A 14,223-nucleotide genomic window follows, 5' to 3' on the forward strand; every position below is an offset into this window, starting at 1 on the left:
CCGCTCCCTGTTGAGGAGGGCGTCCTCAGAATTTTGACAGGCGGCCCGGTCCTGGCAGACTGGTCTGTCGGCCCCGGTTCACGCAGCGCGCAATTCGGCTCCTGCGACCCGGCGCCCTCCCGAATCTAGGAGACACCTTGAAGCGCGATGTTCACCCCCAGTACGTCGAGACCCAGGTCAGCTGCACCTGTGGCGCGTCGTTCACCACCCGTAGCACCCTGACCGAGGGCACCATCCGTGCCGAGGTCTGCTCCGAGTGCCACCCGTTCTACACGGGCAAGCAGAAGATCCTCGACACCGGTGGCCGTGTGGCCCGCTTCGAGGCCCGCTTCGGCAAGGCTGCCGGCTCGAAGTAGCGAGCCTCCGGCGCCGGATCCCGGCTGCGCACCGTTTCACACGGGGGCAGCCGGGCCGGCGCCTTTCTCGTCCCGCAGCCCTTTCTCACTTATCTCCAGGAGCCCCCGATGTTCGAGGCGGTCGAGGAACTGATCGGCGAGCACGCCGATCTGGAAAAGAAGCTCGCCGACCCTTCGGTCCACTCCGATCAGGCCAACGCCCGCAAGCTGAACAAGCGCTACGCGGAGCTCACGCCGATCGTCGCCACCTTCCGCGCGTGGAAGCAGGCGGCCGAGGACATCGAGACGGCCAAGGAGTTCGCGGCGACCGACCCCGACTTCGCCGCCGAGGCCAAGGAACTGACCGCACAGCGCGAAGAGCTCACCGAGAAGCTCCGCCTGCTGCTCGTTCCGCGCGACCCCAGCGACGACAAGGACGTGCTCCTCGAGGTCAAGGCCGGCGCGGGCGGTGACGAGTCCGCCCTCTTCGCGGGCGACCTGCTGCGCATGTACCTGCGCTACGCCGAGCGCGTGGGCTGGAAGACCGAGATCATCGACGCCACCGAGTCCGAACTCGGCGGCTACAAGGACGTACAGGTCTCCGTCCGCACCAAGGGCGGCAACGGCGCGACCGAGCCCGGCCAGGGTGTCTGGGCCCGCCTGAAGTACGAGGGCGGCGTGCACCGCGTCCAGCGCGTGCCGGCCACCGAGTCCCAGGGCCGCATCCACACCTCCGCCGCCGGCGTGCTCGTCACCCCGGAAGCCGAGGAGGTCGAGGTCGAGGTCAACATGAACGACCTCCGCATCGACGTGTACCGCTCCTCGGGTCCCGGCGGCCAGTCCGTCAACACCACCGACTCGGCCGTGCGCATCACGCACCTCCCGACCGGTGTCGTCGCGTCCTGCCAGAACGAGAAGAGCCAGCTCCAGAACAAGGAGCAGGCCATGCGCATCCTGCGCTCGCGGCTGCTCGCCGCGGCCCAGGAAGCCGCCGAGCAGGAGGCCTCCGACGTGCGCCGCAGCCAGGTGCGCAGCGTGGACCGGTCCGAGAAGATCCGCACGTACAACTACCCGGAAAACCGGATCTCGGACCACCGGACCGGCTTCAAGGCGTACAACTTGGACCAGGTGCTCGACGGCGACCTCGACCCGGTCATCCAGGCCTGCGTCGACACCGACTCCGCGGCCAAGCTCGCGGCCGCCCACTGATCCAGACCCGCACCACCCCCCCGTACGACAGCAGCCCGGAGGACCAGCGTGAACTTGCTGCTTGCCGAGGTGGCCCAGGCCACCCAGCGGCTGGCCGCCGCCGGCGTGCCCTCACCGCGCTTCGACGCCGAGGAACTCGCGGCCTTCGTGCACGGCGTCAAACGGGGGGAACTGCACCACGTCAAGGACACCGACTTCGACGCCCGGTACTGGGAGACCATCGCCCGGCGCGAGGCCCGCGAGCCGCTCCAGCACATCACCGGCCGCGCCTTCTTCCGGTATCTGGAGCTCCAGGTGGGCCCCGGGGTCTTCGTGCCCCGGCCCGAGACCGAGTCGGTCGTCGACTGGGCCATACAGGCCGTCCGGGCGATGGACGTCGTCGAACCGCTGATCGTGGACCTGTGCGCCGGGTCCGGGGCCATCGCCCTGGCCATGGCCCAGGAGGTGCCGCGCTCGCGCGTGCACGCGGTCGAGCTGTCCGAGGACGCCCTCCAGTGGACCCGCAAGAACGCCGAGGGCTCCCGGGTCACCGTCCACCAGGGCGACGCGCTGAGCGCGCTGCCCGAGCTGGACGGCCAGGTGGACCTGGTGATCTCGAACCCGCCGTACATCCCGCTCACCGAGTGGGAGTACGTCGCCCCCGAGGCCCGCGACCACGACCCCGAGATGGCGCTGTTCTCCGGCGAGGACGGCCTCGACACCATCCGAGGCATCGAGCGCACCGCCCACCGGCTGCTGCGACCCGGCGGGATCGTCGTCATCGAGCACGCCGACACCCAGGGCGGCCAGGTCCCGTGGATCTTCGCCGAGGAGCGTGGCTGGGCCGACGCGGCCGACCACCCCGACCTCAACAACCGCCCGCGCTTCGCGACCGCCCGCAAGGCCCTGCCGTGAGCGCGCCCCTTCCCGCCACCACCCCGCTGCTTGAGGAGGCCCGCTGATGGCCCGGCGATACGACTGCAACGACGCGACGGACCGCAAGACGGGCCTGCGCGAAGCCGCATCCGCCGTGCGCCGCGGCGAGCTCGTCGTGCTGCCCACCGACACCCTGTACGGGATCGGTGCGGACGCCTTCAGCGCCGAGGCGGTCGGTGACCTGCTCGCCGCCAAGGGGCGCGGCCGCAACATGCCCACCCCGGTCCTCATCGGCTCGCCGAACACCCTGCACGGCCTGGTCACGGACTTCTCCGAGCAGGCCTGGGAACTCGTCGACGCCTTCTGGCCGGGCGCGCTGACGCTGGTCGCCAAGCACCAGCCGTCGCTGGCCTGGGACCTGGGGGAGACCCGCGGGACCGTGGCCGTGCGGATGCCCCTGCACCCCGTCGCGATCGAGCTGCTGACCGAGGTCGGCCCGATGGCCGTGTCCTCGGCGAACCTGACCGGGCACCCGGCCCCCGAGGACTGCGACGCCGCCCGCGAGATGCTGGGCGACTCCGTGTCCGTGTACCTGGACGGCGGGCCGACCCCCGGCATCCAGCCGTCGTCGATCGTCGATGTCACCGGGAAGGTCCCGGTCCTGCTGCGCGAGGGCGCGCTGACCGCGGACCAGCTGCGGGAGGTCGTACCCGACCTCGAGGTGGCCCCGTGAGCCCTGAGGGGCGTGGCATAGCAGGACACCTCCCGGCCGTGGCCGGGGGCGGATCCTTCCGCATACTCCACGTCAGCACCGGCAACGTGTGCCGCTCGCCGATCACCGAGCGGCTGACGCGGCACGCCCTGTCGCACCGCCTCGGCGGCCCCGTGACCGGGGACCTCATCGTGGAGAGCGCGGGCACCTGGGGCCACGAGGGGGCGCCGATGGAGGCCAACGCCGCCGCGGTCCTCGCCGACTTCGGGGCCGACGCCTCCGGGTTCACCGGGCGCGAGCTGCTGGACGAGCACGTCATACGCGCCGACCTGGTGCTCACCGCGACCCGGGACCACCGGGCACAGGTCATCTCCATGGGCCACTCCGCGGGGCTGCGGACCTTCACCCTGAAGGAGTTCACCCGGCTCGTGCGGGCGATAGATCCGGCCACCCTGCCGCCGCTGGACGACGGCATGGCGGAGCGCGCCCGCGCCCTGGTACGGGCCGCCGCCGCGCTGCGCGGCTGGCTGCTGGCCCCCTCGCCGGACGCCGACGAGGTGTACGACCCGTACGGCGCCCCCATCACCTTCTTCCGCTCCATCGGCGACGAGATCAACCAGGCACTGGACCCCGTGGTCACCGCCCTGACGGGCGTCACCGCAGGACGCTGAGGACTCACCCGCGCGCGGGCGCCACAAGGCGCGACGGGCACCGCGGTCCTACAGTGGGCGGTACCCGGTACACGTCTCTGGAGTCGCGCCATGAGCGTCATCACCCAGCCCACGGACCTGCTGCGGCAGCAGGACCCGCAGATGGCCGACGTGCTCGCCGGAGAGGCGCGACGGCAGGCCGGCACCCTCCAGCTGATCGCCGCCGAGAACTTCACCTCGCCCGCCGTGCTCACCGCCCTCGGATCGGCGCTCGCCAACAAGTACGCCGAGGGCTACCCGGGCGCCCGCCACCACGGCGGCTGCGAGTACGCCGACCTGGCCGAGCGGATCGCCGTCGAGCGGGCCCGCGCCCTCTTCGGGGTGGATCACGCCAATGTGCAGCCGCACTCCGGTTCCTCCGCGGTCCTCGCCGCGTACGCCGCGCTGCTGCGCCCCGGCGACACGGTCCTGGCGATGGGACTCCCGTACGGCGGACACCTCACACACGGCTCACCCGCGAACTTCTCCGGCCGCTGGTTCGAATTCGTCGGCTACGGGCTGGACGCCGAAACGGGCCTCATCGACTACGAACAGGTCCACGAACTCGCCCGCCGGCACCGTCCCAAGGCCATCGTCTGTGGCTCGATCTGTTACCCACGCCACCCCGAGTACGGGGTCTTCCGCCAGATCGCCGACGAGGTCGGGGCCTTCCTGATCGCGGACGCCGCGCACCCGATCGGTCTGGTCGCCGGCGGGGCGGCCCCCAGCCCCGTCCCCTACGCGGACGTGATCTGCGCGACCACGCACAAGGTGCTGCGCGGTCCGCGCGGAGGCATGATCCTGTGCGGCGCCGAGTTCGCGGAACGGGTGGACCGGGCGGTGTTCCCCTTCACCCAGGGCGGCGCCCAGATGCACACCATCGCCGCCAAGGCCGTGGCCTTCGGGGAGGCCGCCGGGCCCGCGTTCACCACGTACGCCCACCGGGTGGTCGCCAACGCCCGGGCGCTCGCCGAGGAGCTGGAGGCCGACGGTTTCCTCGTGACGACCGGCGGCACCGACACCCACCTGATCAGCGTCGACCCGGCCCCCCTCGGACTGGACGGCCCGACCGCGCGCGGCCGGCTGGCCGCCGCCGGCATCGTGCTGGACACCTGCGCCCTCCCGTACGGGGAACAGCGCGGGCTCCGCCTCGGCACGGCGGCCGTGACCACGCAGGGCATGGGCGGGGCCGAGATGCGACGGATCGGAGCGCTGTTTGCGGCGGCGCTCCACGGGGAAGCCGCGAAGACCCGTACGGAGGTCGAAGAACTGACACGAGAATTTCCACCGTATGGGTACTGACAGGGACAAGCCGGGCGTACCGCAACCGCGGTAGCCTCCCCGCGCGTCCTCGGAGTGGGGTACATCGCAGCTAATGTGTGGGGCTGAGATGGCCGGCGATACATCTGGGGCAGCCCGTGCGTGAATATCTGCTGACGCTGTGCGTCACGGTCGCGGTGACCTACCTGCTGACCGGGCCCGTGCGGAAGTTCGCTATCGCGGCCGGGGCCATGCCGGAGGTGCGCGCGCGTGACGTGCACCGAGAACCGACGCCGAGGCTCGGCGGCATCGCGATGTTCGGCGGTCTGTGCGCCGGCCTCCTGGTCGCCGACCACCTGCAGAACCTCAACGCGGTGTTCACCGCCTCGAACGAACCGCGGGCGCTGCTCTCCGGAGCGGCGCTGATCTGGCTGGTGGGCGTCCTCGACGACAAGTTCGAGATCGACGCCCTGATCAAGCTCGGCGCCCAGATGATCGCCGCGGGCGTGATGGTCATCCAGGGTCTGACGATCCTGTGGATCCCGGTTCCCTTCATCGGAACCGTCGCGCTCACCCAGTGGCAGGGCAACCTGCTGACCGTCGCCCTGGTCGTGCTCACCATCAACGCCGTGAACTTCGTGGACGGACTCGACGGGCTCGCGGCCGGCATGGTCTGCATCACGACCGGCGCCTTCTTCCTCTACGCGTACCGGATCTGGTTCGGCTACGGCATCGAGGCGGCGGCCCCCGCCACCCTCTTCGCCGCGATCCTGATGGGCATGTGCCTCGGCTTCCTGCCGCACAACATGCACCCGGCCCGCATCTTCATGGGCGACTCCGGCTCGATGCTGATCGGCCTGGTGCTGGCCGCCTCGGCGATCTCGATCACCGGGCAGGTGGACCCCGACACCATGGCGCTGTTCGCGGGTGGTGAGCGCAACGCGACCCACGCGATGCTGCCGGTCTTCATCCCGCTGGTCCTGCCGCTGACGATCATCGCGATCCCGATGGCCGACCTGGTGCTGGCCGTCGTCCGGCGCACCTGGAAGGGCCAGTCGCCGTTCGCGGCGGACCGCGGCCACCTGCACCACCGACTGCTGGAACTGGGGCACTCGCACAGCCGCGCGGTGCTCATCATGTACTTCTGGTCCGGCCTGATCGCCTTCGGCGCGGTGGCCTATTCCGTGCACTCCACCTCGATGTGGATCGTGCTCGCCATCGCGGCGCTGAGCGCGCTGGGCCTCGTCCTCCTGCTGCTGCCGCGGTTCACCCCGCGCGCGCCGAGGTGGGCGGAGGGCCTCGTACCGCCGCGGTACCGGCACGCGGAGCGGGCCGCGGAGGCGGCGGCCGAGGCGGCCGCGCAGGACGCGACGGGCACGGAGCCGGAGCCGGCCCGCCCGATCGCGGCCGGGGTGTCCGGCGTCAACGGCGCGACTGCGATTGGCCCCCGTTCTCGCCTCCCCGACCGGCGTAAGGCCGGTTCCGCGCGCTGACGCCGGAGGCGCATGTCCGACATGAACTCCCTTTACCAGACAAGTCACATGGCTGTCCTGCACACACGCGCAGGGTCACTCTCATGTGTGACAGTCAGCACACCCACCGGGTAAAGCTCTCATCAAATACTTTGTGATACCGTTCACTAAACCCGGCGACAGAGCCGAAGGACCGTAGTGCGACGGTCCATTGGCCCGAGGCTCTCACTCGGACCGGGCTTACGCTCGTCCCGTACGAGTCCCGTATACCCCCACCATCACGCGGAGCCATGCGCCATGCTGTCCGATGACGCCCGATCCCTTTTGCATACCGCGGTACCCACCGCTGTGGTCGGCCTTGTGGCCGCTGCCGTCAGCGGCGTCGTAGCCGGCGGGAAGGGGGCTCTCGGGGCCGTCATGGCCACGATCATCGTGATCCTGTTCATGGGGATCGGTTTTGTCATCCTGCAGCGGACGGCACGATCGCTGCCGCATCTGTTCCAGATGATGGGTCTGGCGCTCTACACGACCCAGATCCTGCTGCTCTTCGTCTTCGTCGCCGTGTTCAAGAACACGACGCTGTTCAATCCCAGGGCATTCGCGATCACCATCGTCGCGGCGACCCTTGCTTGGATCGCCGCGCAGACGCGCGCGCACATGAAGGCCAAGATCCTTTACGTCGAGCCCGAGTCCGCCAAGCGCGACAAGGGTGAGAAGCCCGAAAACACGGGGTCCTCTTCGTGAACGGTAGGGGCGGAATAAGTGCGCGTTCGAGATGCTGCTATCGTCCGGTGCCAACTGCGGCATCGCGGGCGCAGGCATCTGAGCTGACGCCTGCTTCAACGCGAGGCTCACTGCCTGCAAGCCGCCCCCACATCCGTAAGACCAGTCCCGTGCCGAACCGCGGCTGTGCGCCGCGCCGACACAACGAGGTTGCCGTACCTATGCGCCACGCTGAAGGAGCCCGCGGTGAGTGCTGACCCGACGCAGGTGCTCGCCTTCGAGACCGATTGCCACATCTTCGACGGCTGTGGCTTCCCGGCTCCTGGCCTGCACTCGTTCCTGTTCGAGCCGATCTTCGGCGACATCGACGGCACCGTCTACTTCAACAAGACGATGCTGTTGGCCCTGCTCGGGTCGATCATCATCGTCGGATTCTTCTGGGCCGCCTTCCGCAAGCCGAAGCTGGTTCCCGGAAAGCTCCAGATGGTCGCCGAAGCCGGATACGACTTCGTGCGCCGCGGGATCGTCTACGAGACGCTCGGCAAGAAGGAAGGCGAGAAGTACGTCCCCTTCATGGTCGCGACGTTCTTCTTCGTCTGGATGCTGAACCTCTGGTCGATCGTCCCGCTCGCGCAGTTCCCGGTGACCGCGGTCATCGCGTACCCGGCGGGTCTCGCCCTGGTCATCTACTTCATGTGGATGTCGGTCACCTTCAAGCGCCACGGCTTCGTCGGCGGTCTGAAGAACCTCACGGGCTACGACAAGTCGCTCGGCGGGATCCTGCCGCTGGTCATGCTCATCGAGTTCTTCTCGAACGTGATCGTCCGACCGTTCACGCACGCGGTCCGTCTCTTCGCGAACATGTTCGCCGGCCACACCCTGCTGCTGCTCTTCACGATCGCCAGCTGGTACCTGCTGAACGGCATCGGTATCGCCTACGCGGGTGTGTCGTTCGTGATGGTCATCGTGATGACCGCGTTCGAGCTCTTCATCCAGGCTGTCCAGGCCTACGTCTTCGTACTGCTGGCCTGCAGCTTCATTCAGGGCGCCGTCGCCGAGCACCACTGACCGGCCCCACCCCCAAACCAACAGTCGTCCGGTGGCCAACCCCCACCGGTCCATGAAAGAGAAGGAAGAACCGGCATGTCCGCTCTCCAGACCCTCGCTGCTGGCGTCGAAATCAAGGGCAACCTCGGCTCCATCGGTTACGGCCTCGCGGCCATCGGCCCCGGCGTCGGCGTCGGCATCATCTTCGGTAACGGCACCCAGGCGCTGGCCCGCCAGCCCGAGGCCGCCGGCCTGATCCGCGCCAACCAGATCCTCGGCTTCGCCTTCTGTGAGGCGCTCGCCCTCATCGGTCTGGTCATGCCGTTCGTCTACCCGACCTCCTGATTCCGGTAGCGGACAGACCCTTTAGACGGAAGGCACTGATGTGAACCCTCTGGTTCAGCTCGCGGCCGAAGAGGCGGAAAACCCCCTCATCCCGCCGATCCCCGAGCTTGTCATCGGCCTGATCGCCTTTGTCATCGTCTTCGGTTTCCTCGCGAAGAAGCTCCTCCCGAACATCAACAAGGTTCTGGATGAGCGTCGCGAGGCCATCGAGGGTGGCATCGAGAAGGCCGAGGCAGCCCAGACCGAGGCTCAGAGCGTCCTCGAGCAGTACAAGGCTCAGCTCGCCGAAGCCCGGCACGAGGCCGCGCGCCTGCGCCAGGAAGCGCTGGAGCAGGGCACTGCGCTCAAGGAAGAACTGCGCGCAGAGGGCCAGCGGCAGCGTGAGGAGATCATCGCTGCCGGCCACGCCCAGATCGCGGCAGACCGCAAGGCCGCCTCGCAGGCACTGCGTCAGGACGTGGGCAAGCTCGCCACCGACCTGGCCGGAAAGCTCGTCGGCGAGTCCCTTGAGGACCACGCCCGGCAGAGCCGCACGATCGACCGTTTCCTCGGCGAGCTCGAGGAGAAGGCCGAGGCCGCCCGATGAACGGAGCGAGCCGCGAGGCACTGGCCTCAGCGCGTGAGCGTCTCGACGCGCTGATGGACAACACGTCCGTCGACGCGACGAAGCTCGCCGGTGAGCTGGCTGCCGTCACCGCGCTGCTCGACCGTGAGGTCTCGCTGCGTCGGGTCATCACGGACCCGGCGCAGCCCGGCGAGGCCAAGGCCGAGCTCGTGGGTCGCCTGCTGGCCGACCAGGTCGGCGGGGAAACCCTCGACCTGGTGTCCGGCATGGCGCGCTCCCGCTGGTCGCAGTCCCGCGACCTGGTGGACTCGCTCGAGGCACTGGCGGCCACTGCCGACCTCACCGCGGCCCAGCAGGCGAACGGGCTCGACAACGTCGAGGACGAGCTGTTCCGGTTCGGCCGGATCGTCGCCTCGAACACCGGGCTGCGCTCCGCGCTGACCGATCGGGCGGCCACCGCCGCCGCCAAGAGCGAGCTGCTGCGCAGCCTGCTCGGCGGCAAGGCGAACGCGGTCACCGAACGACTGGTGACCCGACTCGTCACGCACCCGCGTGGACGTAGCCTGGAAGCGGGACTCGACTCCCTTTCCACGCTCGCCGCCGAGCGCCGCAACCGCATGGTCGCCATCGTGACCACCGCGGTTCCGCTCAGCGACGCGCAGAAGCAGCGTCTCGGCGCGGTGCTGGCCAAGCTGTACGGCCGCCAGATGCACCTCAACCTCGACGTGGACCCCACGGTCCTCGGCGGGATCGTGGTGCGGGTCGGCGACGAGGTCATCGACGGCACCATCGCGGACCGCCTCTCCGAGGCGACCCGCCGCATGGCCGGCTGACCAGCCACCAACTAGAACAAAGCATTCCTAGCGGCCCGGTTGGGCCGTGCAGAACTTGCAGAAGATTCCTGGGGGTCGCCCCCAGACCCCTAAGAAGCTTCAGGCCCAACAAGGAGAGCAGGGAACCCAGATGGCGGAGCTCACGATCCGGCCGGAGGAGATCCGGGACGCACTGGAGAACTTCGTCCAGTCGTACCAGCCGGACGCGGCCTCGCGCGAGGAGGTCGGAACGGTCAGCGTTGCCGGCGACGGCATCGCGAAGGTGGAGGGCCTGCCCTCCGCCATGGCGAACGAGCTGCTGAAGTTCGAGGATGGCACCCTCGGTCTCGCCCTCAACCTCGAGGAGCGCGAGATCGGTGCGGTCGTCCTCGGCGAGTTCAGTGGCATCGAGGAGGGCCAGCCGGTGCAGCGCACCGGTGAGGTTCTCTCCGTAGGTGTCGGCGAGGGCTACCTCGGCCGCGTTGTCGACCCGCTCGGCAACCCGATCGACGGCCTCGGCGAGATCGCGACCGAAGGCCGCCGCGCCCTCGAGCTGCAGGCCCCGGGCGTCATGGTCCGCAAGTCGGTCCACGAGCCCATGCAGACCGGCTACAAGGCCATCGACGCGATGGTGCCGATCGGCCGCGGCCAGCGTCAGCTGATCATCGGCGACCGTCAGACCGGCAAGACCGCTCTGGCCGTCGACACGATCATCAACCAGCGCGACAACTGGCGCTCGGGCGACGTGAACAAGCAGGTTCGCTGCATCTACGTCGCCATCGGCCAGAAGGGCTCGACCATCGCGTCCGTTCGCGGCGCCCTGGAAGACGCCGGTGCGCTGGAGTACACGACGATCGTCGCCGCCCCGGCGTCCGACCCGGCCGGCTTCAAGTACCTGGCGCCGTACACCGGTTCCGCCATCGGCCAGCACTGGATGTACGCCGGCAAGCACGTCCTGATCATCTTCGACGACCTGTCGAAGCAGGCCGACGCCTACCGCGCCGTGTCGCTGCTGCTGCGCCGCCCGCCGGGCCGCGAGGCCTACCCGGGTGACGTCTTCTACTTGCACTCCCGTCTGCTGGAGCGCTGTGCGAAGCTCTCCGACGACATGGGTGCCGGTTCGATGACCGGTCTGCCGATCGTCGAGACCAAGGCGAACGACGTGTCGGCGTTCATCCCGACCAACGTCATCTCCATCACCGACGGCCAGTGCTTCCTGGAGTCCGACCTGTTCAACGCGGGCCAGCGCCCGGCGCTGAACGTCGGTATCTCGGTCTCCCGCGTCGGTGGCTCCGCCCAGCACAAGGCGATGAAGCAGGTCTCCGGCCGTCTGCGCCTGGACCTCGCCCAGTACCGCGAGCTGGAGGCGTTCGCCGCCTTCGGTTCCGACCTGGACGCCGCTTCGAAGTCCTCGCTGGAGCGCGGCAAGCGCCTGGTCGAGCTGCTGAAGCAGGGCCAGTACCAGCCCATGCCCGTCGAGGAGCAGGTCGTCTCCGTCTGGGCCGGTACCACCGGCAAGATGGACGAGGTCCCGGTCAACGACATCCGTCGCTTCGAGTCGGAGCTGCTGGAGCACCTGCGCCGCGAGCGCAAGGACCTCCTCACCTCCATCGCCGAGGGCGGCAAGATGTCGGACGACACCCTGACGTCGATCGCCGACGCCATCGCCGCCTTCAAGCAGCAGTTCGAGACCTCGGACGGCAAGCTTCTGGGCGAGGACGCGCCGGCCGTCAACGTCTCCAAGTGACGACGGAAGGGACCTGACTCATGGGAGCGCAGCTCCGGGTCTACAAGCGTCGCATCCGTGCCGTCACGGCGACCAAGAAGATCACCAAGGCGATGGAGATGATCGCCGCCTCGCGCATCGTCAAGGCGCAGCGCAAGGTGGCGGCATCGATGCCGTACGCGACCGAGCTCACCCGTGCGGTGACCGCGGTGGCGACCGGCTCGAACACCAAGCACGCCCTGACCACCGAGGTCGAGGCGCCGGTGCGCGCCGCGGTCCTGCTCATCACGAGCGACCGCGGTCTGGCCGGCGGCTACTCCTCGAATGCCATCAAGCAGGCGGAGCGGCTCAGCGAGCGGCTGCGCGGCGAGGGCAAGGAGGTCGACACGTTCATCGTCGGCCGTAAGGGTCTGGCCTACTTCGGTTTCCGCGAGCGCAAGGTCGCGGAGTCGTGGACCGGCTTCACCGACAGCCCGGCCTACGCCGACGCCAAGCGCGTCGCGGAGCCGCTGATCGAGGCCATCCAGAAGGAAACGGCCGAGGGCGGCGTCGACGAGCTGCACATCGTCTACACGGAATTCGTGTCGATGATGACGCAGAACGCGGTCGACGGCCGGATGCTGCCGCTCAGCCTCGACAAGGCCGAAGAAGAGTCCGGCGCGAAGGGCGAGATCCTTCCGCTGTTCGACTTCGAGCCGTCGGCGGAGGACGTCCTCGACGCCCTGCTGCCGCGCTACGTCGAGAGCCGTATCTACAACGCACTGCTGCAGTCGGCCGCTTCCGAGCACGCCGCCCGCCGCCGCGCGATGAAGTCGGCGACCGACAACGCCGGAGACCTCATCAAGAGCCTCTCCCGGCTTGCCAACGCGGCCCGCCAGGCCGAAATCACCCAGGAAATCAGCGAGATCGTCGGTGGCGCGAGCGCCATGGCTGACGCGACCGCGGGGAGTGACAAGTAATGACGACCACTGTTGAGACGGCCGCCGCCACGGGCCGCGTCGCCCGGGTCATCGGCCCGGTCGTCGACGTGGAGTTCCCCGTCGACGCCATGCCCGAGATCTACAACGCGCTGAAGGTCCAGGTCGCAGACCCGGCCGAGGACGGCGCGCTCAAGACGCTGACCCTGGAAGTCGCCCAGCACCTGGGTGACGGCCTGGTCCGCACCATCTCCATGCAGCCCACCGACGGTCTGGTCCGCCAGGCCCCGGTGACCGACACGGGCGAGGGCATCACCGTCCCCGTCGGTGACTTCACCAAGGGCAAGGTGTTCAACACCCTCGGTGAGGTGCTGAACTACCCGGAGGAGAACGCCAACGTCACCGAGCGTTGGCCCATCCACCGCAAGGCGCCCCGCTTCGACGAGCTCGAGTCGAAGACCGAGATGTTCGAGACCGGCGTCAAGGTCATCGACCTTCTCACCCCGTACGTCAAGGGTGGAAAGATCGGTCTGTTCGGTGGTGCCGGTGTCGGCAAGACCGTTCTGATCCAGGAAATGATCTACCGCGTCGCCAACAACCACGACGGTGTGTCGGTCTTCGCGGGCGTCGGTGAGCGTACCCGTGAGGGCAACGACCTCATCGAGGAAATGGCCGACTCGGGCGTCATCGACAAGACGGCGCTTGTCTTCGGTCAGATGGACGAGCCCCCGGGCACCCGTCTGCGCGTCGCCCTGGCCGGTCTGACCATGGCGGAGTACTTCCGCGATGTGCAGAAGCAGGACGTGCTGTTCTTCATCGACAACATCTTCCGGTACACCCAGGCGGGTTCCGAGGTGTCGACCCTGCTCGGCCGCATGCCCTCCGCGGTGGGTTACCAGCCGAACCTGGCCGACGAGATGGGTCTCCTCCAGGAGCGCATCACCTCGACCCGTGGTCACTCGATCACCTCGATGCAGGCGATCTACGTCCCCGCGGACGACCTGACCGACCCGGCGCCGGCGACCACCTTCGCCCACCTCGACGCGACGACGGTTCTTTCCCGTCCGATCTCCGAGAAGGGCATCTACCCGGCCGTGGACCCGCTGGACTCGACGTCCCGCATCCTCGACCCGCGGTACATCGCGGCGGACCACTACGCCACGGCGATGCGCGTCAAGGGGATCCTCCAGAAGTACAAGGACCTCCAGGACATCATCGCGATCCTCGGTATCGACGAGCTGGGCGAGGAGGACAAGCTCGTTGTCCACCGTGCCCGTCGCGTCGAGCGCTTCCTGTCGCAGAACACCCACGTGGCGAAGCAGTTCACCGGCGTGGACGGTTCGGACGTTCCGCTGGAGGAGTCGATCGTGGCGTTCAACGCGATCTGCGACGGCGATTACGACCACTTCCCCGAGCAGGCGTTCTTCCTGTGCGGTGGCATCGAGGACCTGAAGGCCAACGCCAAGGAGCTGGGCGTCTCCTGAAGCCCCGCTCCTCGTGAGCAGAGCTGATTGACGGAGAGGGGCGGGTGCGTCCCGTCCCTCTCCCCACGCCCA

At 68.7% G+C, this 14,223-nt stretch carries 15 protein-coding genes; all 15 read left to right on the forward strand.

Annotated features, from left to right (window positions below; genetic code table 11):
• Positions 1-137: 137 nt before the first annotated feature.
• Positions 138-356 (forward strand): 50S ribosomal protein L31, encoded by a 219-nt coding sequence (gene rpmE / locus OHA84_RS24345; RefSeq protein ID WP_053677420.1) that lies wholly within the window; start codon positions 138-140, stop codon positions 354-356.
• 108 nt (positions 357-464) lie between these two features.
• Positions 465-1,544 carry a peptide chain release factor 1 gene (prfA, locus tag OHA84_RS24350; protein WP_053677422.1) on the forward strand — a complete coding sequence of 360 codons (1,080 nt, stop codon included), beginning with the start codon at positions 465-467 and terminating at the stop codon, positions 1,542-1,544.
• Between the two features lie 48 nt (positions 1,545-1,592).
• A complete protein-coding gene (gene prmC / locus OHA84_RS24355; protein WP_053677424.1) occupies positions 1,593-2,438 on the forward strand; it encodes a peptide chain release factor N(5)-glutamine methyltransferase in 846 nt (281 codons plus the stop codon).
• A 46-nt stretch (positions 2,439-2,484) separates the two neighbouring features.
• Complete coding sequence (locus OHA84_RS24360; protein WP_053677425.1) at positions 2,485-3,132, forward strand: L-threonylcarbamoyladenylate synthase; 648 nt, start codon at positions 2,485-2,487, stop codon at positions 3,130-3,132.
• Positions 3,129-3,782, forward strand: coding sequence for a low molecular weight phosphatase family protein (locus OHA84_RS24365; RefSeq protein ID WP_053677427.1), 654 nt, complete (start codon positions 3,129-3,131; stop codon positions 3,780-3,782). Before OHA84_RS24360 ends, OHA84_RS24365 begins: the two co-directional genes overlap by 4 nt.
• Before the next feature lie 90 nt (positions 3,783-3,872).
• A complete protein-coding gene (gene glyA / locus OHA84_RS24370) occupies positions 3,873-5,102 on the forward strand; it encodes a serine hydroxymethyltransferase (protein ID WP_266949960.1) in 1,230 nt (409 codons plus the stop codon).
• 104 nt (positions 5,103-5,206) lie between these two features.
• On the forward strand, positions 5,207-6,553 hold the full coding sequence (locus OHA84_RS24375) for an MraY family glycosyltransferase (protein WP_199826494.1): 1,347 nt from the start codon (positions 5,207-5,209) through the stop codon (positions 6,551-6,553).
• A 276-nt stretch (positions 6,554-6,829) separates the two neighbouring features.
• Positions 6,830-7,276, forward strand: a complete 447-nt coding sequence (locus tag OHA84_RS24380; protein WP_053677433.1) for a hypothetical protein — start codon at positions 6,830-6,832, stop codon at positions 7,274-7,276.
• A gap of 225 nt (positions 7,277-7,501) precedes the next feature.
• Positions 7,502-8,323: a F0F1 ATP synthase subunit A gene (atpB, locus tag OHA84_RS24385; RefSeq protein ID WP_053677435.1), complete on the forward strand. Its 822-nt coding sequence runs from the start codon at positions 7,502-7,504 to the stop codon at positions 8,321-8,323.
• A gap of 75 nt (positions 8,324-8,398) precedes the next feature.
• Positions 8,399-8,647, forward strand: coding sequence for an ATP synthase subunit C (locus tag OHA84_RS24390; RefSeq protein ID WP_030008695.1), 249 nt, complete (start codon positions 8,399-8,401; stop codon positions 8,645-8,647).
• Positions 8,648-8,687: 40 nt separating this feature from the next.
• A complete protein-coding gene (locus tag OHA84_RS24395) occupies positions 8,688-9,233 on the forward strand; it encodes a F0F1 ATP synthase subunit B (RefSeq protein ID WP_053677437.1) in 546 nt (181 codons plus the stop codon).
• Positions 9,230-10,045, forward strand: coding sequence for a F0F1 ATP synthase subunit delta (locus OHA84_RS24400; protein WP_053677439.1), 816 nt, complete (start codon positions 9,230-9,232; stop codon positions 10,043-10,045). Before OHA84_RS24395 ends, OHA84_RS24400 begins: the two co-directional genes overlap by 4 nt.
• 130 nt (positions 10,046-10,175) lie before the next feature.
• The gene (gene atpA, locus OHA84_RS24405; RefSeq protein ID WP_053677441.1) at positions 10,176-11,771 is read left to right on the forward strand and encodes a F0F1 ATP synthase subunit alpha; all 1,596 of its coding nucleotides are present in this window, start codon (positions 10,176-10,178) and stop codon (positions 11,769-11,771) included.
• A gap of 20 nt (positions 11,772-11,791) precedes the next feature.
• On the forward strand, positions 11,792-12,709 hold the full coding sequence (locus OHA84_RS24410; protein WP_053677443.1) for a F0F1 ATP synthase subunit gamma: 918 nt from the start codon (positions 11,792-11,794) through the stop codon (positions 12,707-12,709).
• The gene (gene atpD, locus OHA84_RS24415) at positions 12,709-14,151 is read left to right on the forward strand and encodes a F0F1 ATP synthase subunit beta (RefSeq protein ID WP_053677446.1); all 1,443 of its coding nucleotides are present in this window, start codon (positions 12,709-12,711) and stop codon (positions 14,149-14,151) included. Before OHA84_RS24410 ends, atpD begins: the two co-directional genes overlap by 1 nt.
• Positions 14,152-14,223: the final 72 nt, after the last annotated feature.

This window comes from Streptomyces sp. NBC_00513 (assembly GCF_041431415.1).
Taxonomy (GTDB): domain Bacteria; phylum Actinomycetota; class Actinomycetes; order Streptomycetales; family Streptomycetaceae; genus Streptomyces.

Bases quoted from the DNA above. Each gene is read 5' to 3' on its own strand.
- prfA (WP_053677422.1), top strand. From the start codon at position 465: ATGTTCGAGGCGGTCGAGGAACTGATCGGCGAGCACGCCGATCTGGAA.
- OHA84_RS24360 (WP_053677425.1), top strand. From the start codon at position 2,485: ATGGCCCGGCGATACGACTGCAACGACGCGACGGACCGCAAGACGGGC.
- glyA (WP_266949960.1), top strand. From the start codon at position 3,873: ATGAGCGTCATCACCCAGCCCACGGACCTGCTGCGGCAGCAGGACCCG.
- OHA84_RS24380 (WP_053677433.1), top strand. From the start codon at position 6,830: ATGCTGTCCGATGACGCCCGATCCCTTTTGCATACCGCGGTACCCACC.
- OHA84_RS24390 (WP_030008695.1), top strand. From the start codon at position 8,399: ATGTCCGCTCTCCAGACCCTCGCTGCTGGCGTCGAAATCAAGGGCAAC.
- OHA84_RS24400 (WP_053677439.1), top strand. From the start codon at position 9,230: ATGAACGGAGCGAGCCGCGAGGCACTGGCCTCAGCGCGTGAGCGTCTC.
- atpA (WP_053677441.1), top strand. From the start codon at position 10,176: ATGGCGGAGCTCACGATCCGGCCGGAGGAGATCCGGGACGCACTGGAG.
- OHA84_RS24410 (WP_053677443.1), top strand. From the start codon at position 11,792: ATGGGAGCGCAGCTCCGGGTCTACAAGCGTCGCATCCGTGCCGTCACG.
- atpD (WP_053677446.1), top strand. From the start codon at position 12,709: ATGACGACCACTGTTGAGACGGCCGCCGCCACGGGCCGCGTCGCCCGG.